The sequence below is a fragment of the Campylobacter sp. BCW_4321 genome, from assembly GCF_001763075.1.
Taxonomy (GTDB): domain Bacteria; phylum Campylobacterota; class Campylobacteria; order Campylobacterales; family Campylobacteraceae; genus Campylobacter_D; species Campylobacter_D jejuni.
This window is the reverse complement of record NZ_MJYA01000060.1, coordinates 46,402-63,846: the sequence shown is the minus strand read 5'-3', so window position 1 is coordinate 63,846 and position 17,445 is coordinate 46,402. Positions and strand designations below refer to the sequence as shown.

General features: G+C 30.2%; 13 protein-coding genes and 1 pseudogene. 3 read left to right on the top strand and 11 right to left on the bottom strand.

The genetic code is table 11. The features are described from left to right. From AJN58_RS06725 to yajC, 10 genes are read right to left on the bottom strand one after another with little or no spacing between them, the layout of a single operon-like run. Positions 1 to 2,937 carry a DEAD/DEAH box helicase gene (locus AJN58_RS06725; RefSeq protein WP_070233057.1) on the bottom strand — a complete coding sequence of 979 codons (2,937 nt, stop codon included), beginning with the start codon at positions 2,935 to 2,937 and terminating at the stop codon, positions 1 to 3. After that, the gene (locus AJN58_RS06720) at positions 2,937 to 3,332 is read right to left on the bottom strand and encodes a polymer-forming cytoskeletal protein (protein ID WP_002868630.1); all 396 of its coding nucleotides are present in this window, start codon (positions 3,330 to 3,332) and stop codon (positions 2,937 to 2,939) included. Before AJN58_RS06720 ends, AJN58_RS06725 begins: the two co-directional genes overlap by 1 nt. Further along, positions 3,269 to 4,171, bottom strand: coding sequence for a M23 family metallopeptidase (locus AJN58_RS06715; RefSeq protein ID WP_044780205.1), 903 nt, complete (start codon positions 4,169 to 4,171; stop codon positions 3,269 to 3,271). Before AJN58_RS06715 ends, AJN58_RS06720 begins: the two co-directional genes overlap by 64 nt. Continuing rightward, positions 4,158 to 5,342 carry a folylpolyglutamate synthase/dihydrofolate synthase family protein gene (locus AJN58_RS06710; protein ID WP_074470034.1) on the bottom strand — a complete coding sequence of 395 codons (1,185 nt, stop codon included), beginning with the start codon at positions 5,340 to 5,342 and terminating at the stop codon, positions 4,158 to 4,160. Before AJN58_RS06710 ends, AJN58_RS06715 begins: the two co-directional genes overlap by 14 nt. Further along, positions 5,308 to 6,705, bottom strand: coding sequence for a hypothetical protein (locus tag AJN58_RS06705; protein WP_070233053.1), 1,398 nt, complete (start codon positions 6,703 to 6,705; stop codon positions 5,308 to 5,310). The genes AJN58_RS06710 and AJN58_RS06705 overlap by 35 nt, the downstream gene beginning before the upstream one ends. Next, positions 6,689 to 7,201: an LPS assembly lipoprotein LptE gene (gene lptE / locus AJN58_RS06700; RefSeq protein WP_002860199.1), complete on the bottom strand. Its 513-nt coding sequence runs from the start codon at positions 7,199 to 7,201 to the stop codon at positions 6,689 to 6,691. Before lptE ends, AJN58_RS06705 begins: the two co-directional genes overlap by 17 nt. Then, positions 7,198 to 9,627, bottom strand: a complete 2,430-nt coding sequence (gene leuS, locus AJN58_RS06695; protein ID WP_070233051.1) for a leucine--tRNA ligase — start codon at positions 9,625 to 9,627, stop codon at positions 7,198 to 7,200. The genes lptE and leuS overlap by 4 nt, the downstream gene beginning before the upstream one ends. Before the next feature lie 9 nt (positions 9,628 to 9,636). Further along, complete coding sequence (secF, locus tag AJN58_RS06690) at positions 9,637 to 10,608, bottom strand: protein translocase subunit SecF (RefSeq protein WP_002870529.1); 972 nt, start codon at positions 10,606 to 10,608, stop codon at positions 9,637 to 9,639. After that, complete coding sequence (gene secD / locus AJN58_RS06685; protein ID WP_070233049.1) at positions 10,608 to 12,188, bottom strand: protein translocase subunit SecD; 1,581 nt, start codon at positions 12,186 to 12,188, stop codon at positions 10,608 to 10,610. The genes secF and secD overlap by 1 nt, the downstream gene beginning before the upstream one ends. Next, positions 12,181 to 12,453 carry a preprotein translocase subunit YajC gene (gene yajC, locus AJN58_RS06680; RefSeq protein WP_002786346.1) on the bottom strand — a complete coding sequence of 91 codons (273 nt, stop codon included), beginning with the start codon at positions 12,451 to 12,453 and terminating at the stop codon, positions 12,181 to 12,183. The genes secD and yajC overlap by 8 nt, the downstream gene beginning before the upstream one ends. Here yajC and AJN58_RS06675 point away from each other — a divergent pair. After that, positions 12,426 to 13,752 (top strand): annotated as a pseudogene (locus tag AJN58_RS06675) (apolipoprotein N-acyltransferase). The gene yajC and the pseudogene AJN58_RS06675 sit on opposite strands and share 28 nt — an antisense overlap. Positions 13,753 to 13,988: 236 nt before the next feature. On the opposite strand, the gene metK reads toward AJN58_RS06675, so the two are convergent. Continuing rightward, a complete protein-coding gene (gene metK / locus AJN58_RS06670; protein WP_002861817.1) occupies positions 13,989 to 15,185 on the bottom strand; it encodes a methionine adenosyltransferase in 1,197 nt (398 codons plus the stop codon). 139 nt (positions 15,186 to 15,324) lie between these two features. Between metK and sstT the strand changes: the two genes are divergently transcribed. Both sstT and AJN58_RS06660 read left to right on the top strand, forming a co-directional pair. Next, positions 15,325 to 16,548, top strand: a complete 1,224-nt coding sequence (sstT, locus tag AJN58_RS06665) for a serine/threonine transporter SstT (protein ID WP_044780199.1) — start codon at positions 15,325 to 15,327, stop codon at positions 16,546 to 16,548. Positions 16,549 to 16,557: 9 nt separating this feature from the next. Next, positions 16,558 to 17,445 (top strand): aspartate carbamoyltransferase catalytic subunit, encoded by an 888-nt coding sequence (locus AJN58_RS06660; protein ID WP_070233044.1) that lies wholly within the window; start codon positions 16,558 to 16,560, stop codon positions 17,443 to 17,445.

The window sequence follows — 17,445 nt, the reverse complement described above, 5'->3', positions numbered from 1 at the left end:
TTAAGCCTTTCTTAAATGCGTTAAAATTGCCTCTAAAATATCATCATCGTCTTTGCTTTTTGCTTTGATGAGTTCTTTTTCATCATTTAAAGCAGTAAATTGAATATTTTGCTCATAGTTGCTAATACTTTTAAATTTATTTAAAGCTAAAATTTTAATAATAATCAAAGATAAAAATTGCTTAGTATAAACATCAAGTTTTCCAAAGCGATCTTCAATTTCACCTTCGATCTCATAAACCTCATGAACTTGCTCACACTTGCTAAGTCTTCTATAAAGTTCTAATCTTAAGCGATCTTCGCTGATAAGCTCACTATTTAAAAAGGCATTAACATTGAGTTTTAAATCAAGTTTATTTTCTTTTTGATCCACTTCATTTTTACTTAAAGCATTAAGTTCATCTTCTAACATTTTAAGATATAAACTATATCCAATTTGCTCGATATGTCCACTTTGATCTACGCCTAATAAATTTCCACCGCCACGAATTTCAAGATCATGATAAGCCAAAACAGAACCTGCGCCTAAAAAAGAATTACTTTCTAAAGAAACTAGACGCTTTAAAGCATCTTTTGTGATAGCATTTTTATCTTCGATTAAAAAATAACAATAACCTTGCTTATCACTTCTTCCTACACGCCCACGCAATTGGTGCAAATCAGCCATACCAAAACGATCGCTTTTTTCTACTATGATAGTATTTGCATTAGGTAAATCAATCCCACTTTCTACGATAGAGGTACTTAAAAGCAAATCATATTCTTTGTTTTCAAATTTCAACATTTCTTCTTCTTGCACCTTGGCATCGATTTTAGAATGTAAAATCAAAATACGCAAAGTAGAAAAAAGTTCTAATAAATGTTTTTTACACTGCTCTATACTTGCAATATGATTATGAATATAAAAAATTTGCCCACCACGTCTTAACTCTCTTGCTATAGCTTCTTTTAAAAGTGCGTCATCATTTTCTTTGACAAAAGTTCTTACATCCATTCTATCTTCTGGTGGAGTTTGTAAAACACTATAAGATTTTATAGAACTTAAAGCTTGATTTAAGCTTCTTGGTATAGGGGTTGCTGACATGGATAAAATATGTGAATTTTGAGTGATTTCTTTAAGCTTTTCTTTTTGCTTCACTCCAAATTTATGCTCTTCATCAATAATAACAAGAGCTAAATTTTCACATTCTACACTTAAAAGCGCATGAGTTCCTACAACTACACAAGCTTTATTTTCTTTTAAATTTTGTAAAACTTGTTTTTTTTCTGCACTACTTGTAAAGCGATCCAGTTTAAAAACCTTTATATCAAAAGGATCAAAACGCTTTTTTAAGGTTTTATAATGCTGATGAGAAAGCAAAGTTGTAGGCGCAAATAAAAATGCACAAAATCCACTTTTAACCACTGGATAAATAGCATTCATGGCAACTTCTGTTTTTCCAAAACCCACATCACCGCTTAAAAGCCTATCCATAACTTTTCCACTTTGAAAATCTTGCAAAATTTCATGACAAGCTTTCTCTTGATCGCTTGTATAAATAAAACCTGCACTAGTTATAAAATCAGCTTGTCTATTTAAATCCACTGTAATTTTTTTTGCTTGCACCAAAGATCTTTTAGCCGCCATAATAACAATTTCAGAAGCTATGGCTAAAAGTTTAGTCTTTAATTTTTCTTTAAGTTTAATAAAGCTTGTTTTACCTAGTTTATCTAAGCTTGGAATAGATCCACTCACACCCAAATATTTATCAATCAAATAAAGATTTTCCACTGGTAATAAAAGCTTATCAGAATTTTGATACTCTATAGCAACAAACTCTTTTTTTGCTCCGCTTATCACTATCATCTCAAGACCTAAAAATTTGCCCACTCCATAATCTTCGTGCACTATATAATCCCCATTTTTAAGCTCATCTATAATCAAACTAGCTTTTTTTCTTGTTTTTTGTTTTTCTTTTTGATTTAAAGAAATGATTAGCTCTTCAGGACTAATAAGATTAAGCCTTAAATCACTTTTTACAAAATGGATATTTTGAGTATCTTCAAGCTCCAAAGCTTTAAACAAAGCTTCATTTTTAGCTAAAAGTGTGATTTTTTTATTTTTATGAAATTCAAAAAAATCTTTATTGTAAGAACTTTGCAATTCTTTAAATTTTTTAGCTTGAGGTAAAATTTTTGCATTCACAAAACTTATATCTTTTTCATATTCATTAATATCAAACTTTTCACAAGCTAAAAAATCAAGTTCTAAATAATCAAAAAAATCATCAATACACCAAAATCCTAAAGAATTAATATCATGTATTAAAGTATCGCTTTGAAAATCTTCTAATTTGTCCTTAAAAATTTCATAATTTTCTTTGTCAAAATATTTTAAAAAAGGACAAATTTCAAAATATTCTAGTTCATTAGGAATAGACTTTTGACTTTGCAAATCAAAATATCTTATGCTTTCAATCTCTTCGCCAAAAAGTAAAATTCTAATAGGATTTTCTTCATTGATACAAAAAATATCAATAATATCCGCACGAATTGAAATTTCACCTTTATCCTGAACTATATCTACAAATTCGTATCCCAATCTTGAAATTTCATCTTCAAAACATTTCAAATCAAAATTTTGTTTTTTATCGATATGATAATTTTGTAAATGTTTTTTTGAAGGAAGTTTTTTTAAAACAGTATTTAAAGGAGAAATAAGGATTTTTTTTTCTTCTTCTTTATGATAAGCATTTAAAATCTTGCAAAGATCAAAAAGTTCTTTGGAAAAAGCCCTTAAATCATCTCCAAACTGCGCTCTAAAATCAGGTAAAACAAAGGTTTTTAAACCCTTAAATCGTGAAACTTGAGCAAGTAAATCTGCTTGTTTTTCATCTTTACAAAGCAAAAGTTCACAAATTTTTGGATTTTGTAGGTATTCATAAAATGAAGCTTGCATTATTCTTCGTTGTTATTTTCAATAAGTTTGATAGTATCTTCTTTAATTTTACTAGTTCCATTAAAGCGACCGCCATTTTCTATAGAAATTTTTTGCGTTGAAATATCGCCATTAACAACTCCGCCTGCTAAAATTTCTAAACTATTAGCCTCAAGCTGCCCTTCAAAATACCCATTTACTACAATTTTATCTGCTTGTAATTCACCTTTTAAATTTCCATTTTTTCCGATAACTACAATACTTTCAGAATGAATAATACCACTTAACTCTCCATCAACATGAAGCATAGAAGCAAAATAAAATTTACCCTCAATTCTCGCACCTGAAGAAATTACTGTTGTTTCTGAGCTAGAGCTGGATGTTGGGCTGATACCGCCTTTATTAAAGATTGCCATGGAACTCTCCTTTCTTGATTAAAAAAATCATTCATATTTTTTCTTTGCAAATTTAAAAAATACAAAGGTTCTAAAGTTTTATTAATAAACCTTACCTCATAGTGCAAATGCGGCCCCGTAGAAAGACCTGTATTGCCACTATAACCTATCAACTGCCCTTTATTAACAAATTGACCCGCTTTGACTACTTCTTTGCGCATCATATGAGCAAATACTGTTTTAAAACCAAAATTATGCAATAAAATTACATTATAACCATAGCCATTATCATTATAACCTGAAAATTCCACCACTCCACTTGCTGGTGCATAAATAGGAGTACCAATTTCTGCTCTTAAATCAATGCCAGGATGAAATTCCCTTCTTTTTAAAAGCGGATGCTCTCTCCAGCCAAAATTTCCCGTAATACCTTTATTTTCAATAGGCCATCCATTAGGAATTTGTCCCAAAATTCCAAGTTGCTGCTCATTGGTAAGCTGAAGATTATCAAGTCTTGCACTAATTGTAAGATTATTTTCTGCTTCTAAGCCCAAAGCCTCTTCAAAAGAAGCTATTTTATCTTCTATAGCTGCATACTGCTGAGTTTTTTCTTCTATGCTTTTTTGCATTTGCGAATTAGATAATTCCAATTCTTTACTTTTTTTCAAAAGCTCCTCACGCTTTTCACTGATATCACTAAGTTTGCTATCGAGATATTTGATATAAAAACCACTAAAAACTAAAAATAAAACAATAAAAGCAATAGTATAAAAAACTATTTTTTTGATTATTTGATTTAAATAAAAATGTCTTGAACCGTTAATATCTGTAATGGTAATAGTGAATTTATTTTTTACCACACCACTCCTTTAAAAAATTTTCTACCAGCATAAAAGAGCCAAAAACTAGATTTTTTTTATTTTCTTCTAATTTTACAAATTCTTTACATTGTATGCCTAGCTTTGATGCAATACTATAAATTTCATCATCAGCCAGCTTTCGTTCTGCACTTTTATATTTATATATTTGTATTGTATCAATAATAGGCTTTAATGCATTTAAAATTTGAAAAATATCCTTATCTAAATAAGCATTATAAATAAGATTTATTTTTTCTCCTTGAAATTTATCAAGCATAGCCTTAGCAGCCATGGGATTATGACCCACATCAACAAAAAAATTTGGAGAAATTTCTTGGCATCTTCCTTGTAAATTTAACTCTTGTAACTTTTTTAAAGCTTCTAAGGTTTTTTCTTGCGAAGTTAAAATTTCACAAGCCTTTAATGCAAGCTTTAAATTATGCTTTAAAAAATAAGGTAAAACAAACTTTTTACAATAAATCTCAAAATTTTCTTTCAAAAAAGGATTTAAGGAAGAAACTTGCAAATCAGCTTTTTTTAAAAAAGCAATTTTTTTTGCTAAATTTAAAACATTTTGCTCTTGCTCATCACTTATAAGCGCTATAGGTGCCATAATTTTAAGCTTGGTTCTTGCAATATCTTCTAAAGAATTACCCAAAATTTGAACATGGTCAAATCCAATTCTTGTAAAAATATTCATTCTTCTTTCAAAAACAGAAGTAGCATCATATTCTCCACCCACCCCTGCTTCTAAAACAATGAAATCGCATTTTTGAAATAAAATCATAGCTAAAAAAGTAGCATATTCGAAATAACTTAATTTTTGCAAGTCTTGTTTAAAAATTTCTTCAAGTCTTATATGAGCTTGTTCTAATTCTTTATCATTTGCAATCTTACCATCAAGATAAAATCTTTCATTAAAACTGAAAATGTGCGGGCTAGTATAATGCCCTATTTTATAATTTAAATTTTCTAAAAGTTGGGTTAAATATCTACCCGTGCTACCTTTACCGTTTGTGCCTATAAGTTGAATTATAGGAATATTTTTAAAACATTTCTTATATTTTTCATACATTCTAAACATCAAAAAACGGTCAATTTTATCGTAATTTATGCTTTTTTGGGCTAAAAAATTCTCAACTTTCATTATATTGTTCATTAACCGCTGCAATTTGCTTTATTAACTCATCTAAAATATTAATACTTGGTTTACTTTGCTTATCAAGATAAGCCACGTGAATTTTAGGGGTTATAATATCTTGCTTATAAATAAATCTAAAATTTTCTATAGTTTTAAGATTTGTATTTACAAGCTGTGTAATTTCATCTTTGCTTTTTCCTGGCGAAACAATCAAATAACTCTTTTCATCTATCATCCACAGTTCATCAAATTCGCTACAAGAATCTTTTAAAATTTTTTTAAATCGAACAAAAATTTCATTCAAACTTCCCATACCATATTTTTCCATAATGAAACGGTAATTCACTATAGAAAATAAAGCTAAAGAATAATTAACTTTATACTTATTAAAATTTTCATCCATTTTATCAAGCTCTTTAAGAACACTCCAAGCCTCTCTCTCCTCCAAATTTTGCGTGAATTCAATTTGATTATTTAAAGATGTAATTTTTTCTCCAAGTTGTTTAAATTTTAGTTTTAAATCCTCAAAACTAAGTTTTACTTCCCCATTTTCATCTGGTTTTAAGGTATTGATAAAATCCATATTTTTTTCATTCGATTTATTAAGCAAAACAAGTAATTCATAGATTTTTTTTAGATTATCATTAAAAAAATTTAAATTTTTTTGGACATACATATTATCAACCATTATGCGATGATTGATAAATTCCATTAATTCGTTCTTAAAATTTTCTTCGCCTATTACAAAAGGCTTTTGTGTTAAATTTTGTATAAAACCTTGAATTTTTAAATCTTCTACCAATGAAGGATTTAAACCCAAGCATAATAATTCACTAAAGTGCTCATAACTACGCTCTTCAAGTTTAACTAAGAGTTTTTTAATCACGCTATCATAATCATCATATTTACTAATGCCATATTTACGAGCTTGTTCTTCTAAATTATTTTCATCATAATTTCTTTCAAGCTCTTTCCATTTTTTGGTAAGCAAGTAAATACTTTCACTATCCATAGTTTTAGAAATTCTAATCGAAGTCACCTTAGCCAAATCTCTTATCTTTTTATCCTTACTTATTTGCAAAGTTTTAGATATAGTATATAAAAAATCAAAAAATTCACTAAATTGTTTTCCGCTTTGTCTATTTAAAACAGAAATTAAAAAACTAATTAGTTCTTCTAAACTTCTTATAGTTTTAGAATTTAATTCTTGTTGATAAATCGGTAAAAGCAAGGTTTTGTATTTGTCAAGTTTAGCTTTATTTGAGCTTGTGATACCATATTTTAAAGATAATTCTTCAAAAATTTCCGTATAATTTTCAGGAGTTGGTTTTAGTTTTCTTTCTTTTAATGCAATTAAAGTTTGCTTTGCTATTTCATTAGTATTTGGAATCACGTTTTTGCCCTTTAATAGCAATTACGGAAATAAACTCATCAAATGCCTCGCTTGAAGCTGCTCGAATAGCCTCATACCTTGCAGAATCACTAATAATACTATTTGGAGAAATTTCAAAATTATAACTTCCACTTGTACTAAAAGCCTGACTTGAACCATCTTTAAAGACAACATTAAAATCTAAATTTAATTTAGCTTTATAACTAATAACATAGCCATTTTTATCATAAGCTAAAGGAATAAATTCTAAATTATTCATTTTAACATTAATTACATCATCTGCCTCGTGTTTTAAAGCAAGTTTACGCCCTAATTTTGAAATTACCATTTCTTTTAAAGTATCGGCAACATAGATACTATTTTTTGGGTCTTGTTGACTTAATTCAACATTAACATAAACCTTCTCATCAAAAATATTATTAGCGATTTTTGATGTAGGAACATATCCACAAGCACCTAAAAATAAACCTATACAAAAAATTAAAATCTTTTTCATTTAATCACTAGATTAACTAGCTTTCCTTCCACATAAATTTCTTTAACTATACTCTTACCTTCAAGCCATTTAGCAGTATTTTCTTTTGCAAAAGCTAAAATTTCTTCTTTGCTCGCACTACTTGAAATTTCAAATTCAGCCCTTTTTTTACCATTAATACTTACAGCTAAATTTAAAGTATCTTTTACAAAAACCTCTTCTTTAAGTTCTAATTTTTTGAAATTTTTACATTTAAAAAGCTCCTCGCTAAGCTCAAAACAAACATGAGGAATAATAGGCTCTAAAATATTTAAAATAATATAAAAAGCCTCTTGCTCCAAAGCTTCATTTTTACAAAGCGCTAAAGCATTTAAAGCCTCCATACAAGCTGCAATTAAAGTATTGAAAGCAAAACTTTGATGATAAACTTCAAAGGATTTTTTCAAAGCTTCATATACCTTTAATCTTGCATATTTTTCTTCTTTATTTAAATTTTCTTGTTTTAATTCTACAAGCTCACCTTTTTTAACATTTTGCGCCCTATCATAGAGTTTGCAAATAAATCTATAAGCCCCTTCAACAGCATCATCATTCCATTCAAGCTCTTTAGCCGGAGGCGCAGCAAAAAGTATAAAAAGTCTTGCGGTATCAGCACCGTATTTTTCTATAATCTCATCAGGATCTACAACATTGCCTTTTGATTTTGACATTTTAGCACCATCTTTTAACACCATACCCTGAGTTAAAAGTCTATCAAAAGGTTCATTTTGCGTTAAATAACCCAAGTCTCTTAAAGCTTTTTGGAAAAATCTCGCATAAAGTAAATGCAAGATTGCATGTTCAATACCACCTATATATTGATCCACACTCATCCAATACTTTACACTTTTTTCATCTAAAGCTTTTTCCTGCCAAGTTTTCTCATCACTTGCAAAACGTGCAAAATACCAAGAACTTTCAAAAAAAGTATCTAAAGTATCGCTTTCTTTTTGAGCCTCTTTGCCACATTTTGGACAGATACAATTTTTCCAAGTTGGATGTTTATCAAGTGGATTGCCCTCTCCTGTAATTTGCACATCTTCAGGCAGAGTAATAGGTAAATTTTCTAGTTTTTGAGGTACTATACCACAGCTTTGACATTTAATCATAGGAATAGGCGCACCCCAATATCTTTGACGCGAAACACCCCAATCACGAATTTTAAAATTTACAACCCTTTTTCCTATATTTTTAGCTTCAAACTGAGAAATGATTTTTAATCTTGCCTCATTACAATCAAGATTATCAAATTCTTGACTATGGATTAATTTTCCTGATTTTTGCGTATAAGGTAAATTTTCTTGAGTTTGAATAACTTGTTTGATGGCAAGATTATATTTTGTTGCAAATTCAAAATCTCTTTCATCATGAGCTGGAACAGCCATAACCGCTCCACTACCATAATCAGCCAAGACAAAATTAGCCACCCATAAAGGAATTTTTTCTCCGCTTAAAGGATGAATGGCATAAATTCCTAAAAAATAACCTTCTTTTTCAGAACTTTGTCTTTCTCTTGGGCTTTGATTTTGAATAGCTTTGATTTTATTTAATACATCTTGATTTAATAAATTTTGCGAAAGCAAATTTTGAACAATTTTATGTTCTGGAGCTAAAGCGATATACGAAACTCCATAAATTGTATCTGCTCTTGTAGTAAAAACTTCTAAAGAACTTTCTTTAGTTTTTTGCTTGCTTTCTTCGTCTAAATTTAAAGAAAATTCCAAACCTTCGCTTTTACCAATCCAATTTTCTTGCATAGTTAAAACTTGATTAGGCCATTTATCTTTTAATTCTTCTAAATCTTTTAAAAGTTCCTCAGCATAAGCAGTGATTTTTACATAATAACCTGGCATTTTTTTCTGCACCACTTCATGACCACAACGCCAACATTTTCCGTCTTCAACTTGCTCATTAGCCAAAACCGTTTGATCTTGTTCACACCAATTTACATTTGCTTCTTTAGTGTAAATCAAACCTTTTTCAAACATCTTAATAAAAAATTCTTGCTCAAATTTTGTATAAAGTGGATCTGAAGTAGCAAGCATTCTTTTTTTAGAAAAAGAAAAACCTAAAGAAAAAAGTTCTTTTTTCATATAAGCTATATTTTCATAAGTCCATGACTTAGGATGAATTTTATGTTTAATAGCTGCATTTTCAGCAGGCATACCAAAACTATCAAAACCTATAGGATGTAAAACATTAAAACCTATCTTGCGATAATATCTTGCTAAAGCATCACCTATAGTATAATTTCTTACATGCCCCATGTGAATGCGTCCGCTAGGATAAGGAAACATCGATAAAATATATTTTTTAGGCAAATTTAAATCATCTTTTGGCTCAAAATATTCCTTTTCATCCCAAATTTTTTGCCATTTTTTTTCTATTAAACTTGCTTCATAAGCCATAAATTCTCCTTACACTGTTCCTTTTTCATACATTGCACGATTGCGTTCTTTATCTTGTTTTCTTTTTGCTTTTTCAATTTCTTTATTTCTAAACTCAAGCACACTAAATTTAAACCATAATAATGTCGGACTTGCAACAAAAATAGAGCTTAAAGTTCCCGCTATAATACCTACAATTAAAGCCAAAGAAAATCCTTGTATCATTTCCCCGCCAAAGAAATAAAGTATCACAACGGTTGCTAAAGTTAACCCTGAAGTTAAAACCGTTCTTGATAAAGTTGCTGAAACACTTTCATTGATAATAGGTGCAAGTTCGGTTTTTTTACTTGTTTTAATGCCTTCTCTGATTCTATCAAAAATAATAATTGTATCATTCAAAGAGTACCCAAGCACAGTTAAAACAGCAGCCAAAGTATCTAGATTGACATCAATTTTAAATAAAGAAATTGCCCCTAAAGTAATCACAACATCATGAATTTCACTGATTATAGCCGCAAGAGCAAAACGCCACTCAAAACGCAACGCTATATAAATTAAAATTGCTATCAAAGATACAGCTATGGCCATAAGTCCTTTATTTCTAAGTTCATCACCTACTTTTGGACCCACCACATCGGCACGACGCACTTCAAATTTTCCCGTATCTTTTAAAAGAGTACTTATATGCTCGCCTATATCATTGCTTACATTATCATTACTTCCTAAAAAGCGTATGGTTACTTCCTTATTGCTTCCAAATTCGGTTACAGATAAATTTTGAAAAGTTCCTTGATTTTCTAAAATTTCTCGAATTTGTGTTATAGGAGCTGCATTTTCATATTTAAGCTGAACTAAAGTTCCTCCGCTAAAATCAATGCCATATTGCAAACCCCTATCCCAAAGCAAATAAATAGAACCAAAAAACAAAATAAAAGAAAGAGAAATAGCAGTAAAACGCATTCTCATAAAATCGTAAATTTTCTTTTCGCTAAAAAACTGCATTATCTTCTCCTATAACCAAACCAAAATCTTGTATTATTACTTTTTTCTATGCGTTGCATAAAATAATCAAACATTCCGTGAGTTCCTAAAATAGCTGTAATCATAGAAACAACGATACCAATTCCCAAAGTCACAGCAAAACCTTTAACCGCTCCTGTTCCATAAGCATAAAGTGCTACCGAAGTAACTAAAGAAGTGATATTTGAATCTATAATCGCACTCATAGCATTTTTATAACCTTGCTCTATACTAGCTCTTATATTTACTCCATCTCGCAAGAGTTCTCGTATGCGCTCATTGATAATCACATTTGCATCTACTGCCATACCCACAGTTAAAACAAGTCCTGCCATCCCTGGTAAAGTTAAAGTTGCTCCAAACATAGCCATAACAGCCACTACTACCAAAACATTAACTAGCATTGCAATATTTGCAAAAATTCCTGCCACACCGTAATACATCATCATAAATACTACAATAAAAACCGATGCACCGATTAAGGCTATCATACTCATTTTAATACTATCAGCACCTAAAGATGGTCCTATGCTTCTTTGTTCAAGTAATTTTACAGGCGCAAGCAAAGCTCCACTTCTTAAAGCTACCGCCACATCGCGTGCTTCTTCTTGAGTAAAAGCTCCACTGATTTGCCCACTACCTCCGCCTATGCGTTCATTGATAGATGGAGCAGAATATACTTTATTATCAAGTACAATAGCAAGACGCTTTCCAACATTTGCTCCTGTATAATCAGCAAATTTTTTAGAACCCTCGGCATTTAAAGTAAAATTAATCACAGGATAATTACTCTTATCACTAATCCCTACTCTAGCATCAGTAAGCATAGATCCATCTAAAATAGGTATACTTTTTAAGGTATATTTTAAATTTGGATTTCTAGAATCAGGCACTAAAATCAGTCCATAACTCGCAGCCTCAGCGTCGCTCATTGTGGAAGCTTGACCCATTTTAGAATCATCAACTTCCATAAGTTGTAAATGTGCTGCTTTTGTGATGCGTTCTTTTGCTCTTAGTTCATCTTCTTTGGTTTTAATCCCTGCAAGTTCAACCAAAATCTTATCATTACCTTGCTTAGCAACTGTTGGCTCTGCTAAACCAAATTGATCAAGCCTATTTCTTATGGTTTCAACTGCTTGCAAAAGTGCAAAATTTTCTATATTTTTTACTTCTTCTGAGGTAAAAGAAATTTTATAGTGCATATTTTCACTTTGTATATTAATTCCTTTTATTTCTTTAAGCAAATTTTCAACTTTTGCAATATCCGCATTATCAAGCAAAGTAAATTCTAAAATATCATCATGGGTATTTAAGCCGTCATTTAAAATATTTTCTTTATTAAAAGAATAACTCAATGAAGATGCAATTGATTTTATTTTAGATTTTACAGCTTCTTCATTATCTACACCTAAGAGCATATAAAGCCCACCTTGCAAATCAAGCCCTAAATTAATCTTCACACCACGTTCTGACTGCAAAAAAGAAGGGAGTGAAAAAGCCACTCCAAAAATAAATACCGCTATAAAAATAATCAAGCGATAATTGATTTTAGAATTACGCATCAATTTTCTTTGCTATAAATTCTCTTGAAATTTTTGCAGTAACATTGTCTTCATTAAGCTTAACTTTGATAAAATCCTCCTCTGGTTTTACGACTTCACAAATAAGTCCGCCATTAGTGATGATTTTATCTCCCTTTTGCAAAGACTCAAGCATTTGTTTATGTGCTTTTGCTTGTTTTTGTTGCGGTCTGATCACCAAGAAATAAAAAATTGCAAATAACACTACAAGAGGTAACAATGAAGTTAAAATTGAATTTTCTGCCATATTTTTCCTTTATTCCAAAAAAATTAAACACTAATTCTATCATTTTTAAAATAATAAAAGTCTTTTTTATTGCAATTTTACTTTCAAATTCTATTTATCTATCATTTTTTGAAAATATTTTTACACAAACCATTAGTCCATTTTTAGCTATTTGGGGGTTAGTTTTACTCCTAAAAAGTAAAAATTCTAAACAATATTTTTGGATAGGTTTTTTTGTAGGGATTCTTTGGTTTTGGTGGATTGGTTTATCTTCAATTTATTTTAATCTAAACTATTTAGTACCAATTGTACCAATTATCATTGGTTTTATTTATGGGCTGCTTTTTAGATTATGTTATTTATTAAAATTTGATTTTTTAAGACTTTGTGGAATTTTTTGCATAAGTTTTATCCATCCTTTAGGATTTGATTGGCTTAATTGGGGAATTTTTACAGTTTATGGTTTTTTTGACCCAAGTTATCGTGGTATTATTTGCATATTTTTAATAGCATATTTCATCTATGAGGGTTATATATCAAGATATTATAAAATAGCAATTGTTCTTATTTTATTCTTTAGTGGATTTCAATATAATGAAAAACAAGCTCAAACTCTTAATTTAAACTACAAACTCATCAATACTAATATCTCTCAAGATCAAAAATTTTTACAAGAAAATTTAAAATCAAATTCTGATATCCTAATTCAAGATATATTTCAAGCTATAAATGAAAAAAAAGAACTTGTAATCTTGCCTGAAACCGCTTTTGCTTTTGATTTAAAAAATACCAAATATGAACTTATGCTTAAAGAATTATCTTATAAAATTACCATTATTACGGGAGCATTTTATACTGAAAAAGAGCATACTTACAATAGCACGTATATCTTTAAAAAAGGCAATGTCTATATTTTAAATAAGCATTTTTTAGTTCCCTTTGGTGAAGAAATTCCATTTTTTAAAGACTTAATAAAAAAATATTTTCTTAAAAATATTGAAGAATTTTCCCAAGGTCCTATACAAAGCAAATATAAATTAGACAATCAAATTATTACAAATGCAATTTGTTATGAAGCTACCAAAGAACAAAACTATCAAAATTCACAAATTATTATAGCTCTAAGCAACAATGCTTGGTTTAATAATAGCAGCGAATACAAACTCCAACAACTCTTAATGAAATTTTATGCAAGTAAATATGGGGTTAGTGTTTATCATGCTACAAATGGTAAAGAGAATATAGTTATACTCCCTAAAAAGCTTTTAAGTAAAGATTGGAAAAAATTTATCCAAAGAAATATTTAATGATAAAAAATAATATTAAAATTTTAATTTTAAAGTAATTTAAGTTATTTTATATTATAATTCTGTCAAATAATATTTTGACTTAGAGGGGTTTTTACCCCAAAGCTAAATTAATTTAGCTTCCTTCCTAACTTTTATATTTATGGGGGATATTGAAAAATATCCCTCTAAGTCAAAAATTAATACAACTTCATTAATTCTTTATAATTATACAAGCCTTATTTAAGCTTGTATAATATTGTTAATTTTTTAAAGCAGCTTTTTAAACTGTTCTAGAGCATCAAGTTGTTCCCAAGGATAGTCCTTTTGTCCTACTTGCCCACGAGCCGCTACATCCGCATAAAGAAAAGTTTCTTTACTTGGTTTATCCAGATGAAATTTATCACGGATCCAATTTGGCGTTAAAGAGAAGTTTTGCATAACAAAATCACTTAAAACATCATCATTTACACTGGTATTTGTGCCCATACAATCCACACTTACCGAAGTAGGTTTTGCAACACCTATAGCATAACTAAGTTGAACAATACATTTTTTAGCAAGCCCTGCTGCAACTATATTTTTAGCTAGCCATCTACCTGCATAAAGTCCACTTCTATCAACTTTAGTATAATCTTTACTCGATTGTGCGCCACCACCTATTGGAGAATAACCTCCAAAACTATCTACTATAAGTTTTCTTCCTGTTAAACCACTATCATGTAAAGAAGAATGATTAATATATTTACCAGTTGGATTGATTAAAATTCTAGTCTTATTAGGGTCAAAAAGTTCTTTTGGTAAATTACTATCTAAGATAAGTTTCATCACCAAAGATCTTAAATCTTCTATTTTCATACTTTCAACACAAGGCGCAGAAACTACTATAGTATGAATACTTTGCGGTTTGCAATTTTCAAAATTCGCCTTAGTGCCATAATCAATAGTTACTTGAGTTTTAATATCCACGCCAAGTTCGTGTGGATTTGCTTTTGCATAAGCATAGACTTTATCACATAGCATTCTTGCATAGCTAATGGCTGCTGGCATGTATTCTTCAGCCTCACAACTTGCAAAACCAAACATAATGCCTTGATCACCTGCCCCTGTTTCGCCATCTTCTTGATCGACACCTTGATTGATATCAGGGCTTTGTTCATTTAAAAACACCATAACATCAACTTCATCAGGATGCAAACACTGCTCTTTGTTAAAATGCCCTGCCCCATCATAACCAATGTTTTTTAAAACATCTTTAACTAAATTATCGTAATCAGCTTTACTAAGTTTGTGATTTGACTTAACTTCGCCTCCTATCACAACCTTATTTCCTGCGACAAAAACCTCACTCGCCACCCTTGAATTTTTGTCATTTTTCAAGAGTATATCCACTATCGTATCAGCGATTATATCAGCGCACTTGTCTGGATGACCTGCACTTACGACTTCTGAAGTGAATAGATACATAAAAAGTCCTTTCATTTAAAATGAACCACAATTGTATCCAAATAAACTTATCAAAGCTTGATAAATTAAAAATTCTCTAAAATTAAGCAAAAATTAGCTAAAATCAACTTCTGATATAAAAAATATTTAAAAGGTTTTTATGTTTTCTAAAATCATTCAAAGCTACGCTAAAGGCAACCTCATAGTTCAAATTTGCATAGGTATAGTACTAGGAATACTTATAGGCATTAGTTCTAAAGAAATATCTGAAATTGCAAATTTACTCGGAATACTTTTTACAAGTGCCTTAAAAGCTATCGCTCCTATGCTTGTTTTTGTTTTGATTTTAACTTCAATTTGCACTAAAGATTTTTCTCAAAGTGGTGCTAAGATCAAAAATATTATCATTTTATATATAGTAGGCACCTTTCTTGCTTCAGCTTGTGCGGTTCTTGCTAATTTTTTCTTTCCTGTAAAGCTTGTTTTAGATGGAATTCAAACCGCTACAAACTCATCTCCAACCCACATGAGTGAGATTTTTAAAGATCTTTTATTTAAAATTGTCGATAATCCTATAAATGCTCTTTCAAGTGGGAATTATTTAGGAATTTTAACCTGGGCAATAGCTGGAGGCATAGCATTAAAACACTGCTCTAACGAAGTAAAACAAGTTTTTATAGATATCAATGAAGGGGTTTTGAAAATTGTTAAATTTGTAGTAAAACTTGCTCCTTTTGGAATTTTTGGACTTGTGGCTAATTCTGTAGCACAAACAGGAGCACAAGGCTTACTAAGCTATATAAAACTTTTATTTTTACTTGTAGCTACTATGCTTTTTGTTACTTTTGTTATCAATGCCTTAATAGTTTTTTTTTATACAAGAAAAAATCCTTTTCCTTTGATTTTTATCTGCTTAAGACACAGTGCATTTTTTGCTTTTTTCACAAGAAGTTCAGCGGCAAATATCCCTGTTAATATGGCACTTTGCGCCAAACTTGGCATAGATAAAGAATTTTATGGCATTTCTATACCTTTAGGAGCTACTATCAACATGGCAGGAGCGGCAGTTACTATAGCTATTTTAAGTCTTACTACAGCCAATACCGTTGGTATAGAAATCAGTCTTTTGCAAGCCCTTTTATTAAGCATTATTGCCACCTTTGCAGCTTGCGGGGCTAGCGGAGTTGCGGGTGGATCCTTACTGCTTATACCTTTGGCTTGTTCTTTATTTAATATAGACTATGATATTGCTATGAAGGTAGTTGCCATAGGTTTTATTATAGGGGTTATTCAAGATAGTGTTGAAACTGCTTTAAATAGTTCTACAGATGTTCTTTTTACAGCAATTTGTTCTAAAAATGAATTAAATTATAATATCAAATAAGGTAAAAGCATGCGTCATCTCATCACTACAGAGGATTTTAATAAAGTCGAAATTATGGAGCTTTTTAAAGAAGCAAGTGATTTCTTAGATGAAAAACCTAGAACTTTTCTTAAAGGAAAAAGTATCACGACAATTTTTTTTGAAAACTCTACACGCACCCTTTCATCTTTTGAAAGCGCTGCAAGAAGATTAGGTGCTAGGGTTTTACGCCTTGATGTTTCAAGATCAAGCTCTAGCAAAGGAGAAACTCTTTATGATACTGCTGCTAATTTAGATGCCATGAGTCCTAATGCTATTGTTATAAGACACGCAAACTCAGGAGTTCCTTTGATATTGGCAAAGCATATGCATTGTCCAGTTGTTAATGGAGGAGATGGAAAACACGCCCATCCTACCCAAGCTTTGCTAGATTTATTCACTATTTATAATCATTTTCAAGGCGATGTCAAAGGTAAGAAAATTTGCATCGTAGGTGATATTAAAAATTCCCGTGTTGCAGCGTCCAATATAGAACTTTTAAGCAGATTTAATCTTGATATTACCCTAGTAGCTCCACCACATTTTATGCCCAATACCCATCTTAAAAAACATTATAAGCTTGATGAGAATATCATAGCAAATTCAGATATTATTATGAGTCTTAGAACACAAACAGAAAGACATAATAAAACCGTTTATGCTTCACTTAAAGACTACGCAAATGATTTTTGCATTCAAAAAAGCTTAGTAAAAGATAAAAAGCTTATTTTACTACATCCAGGCCCTGTAAATCGCAATATTGACATAAGCGATGAAATGATGAGTGATGAAAGAACTTTAGTTTTAAAACAAGTTAAAAATGGAGTGGCCATTAGAATGGCTGTTCTTAAAAAACTCATATTAGAAAATGAAGGATAA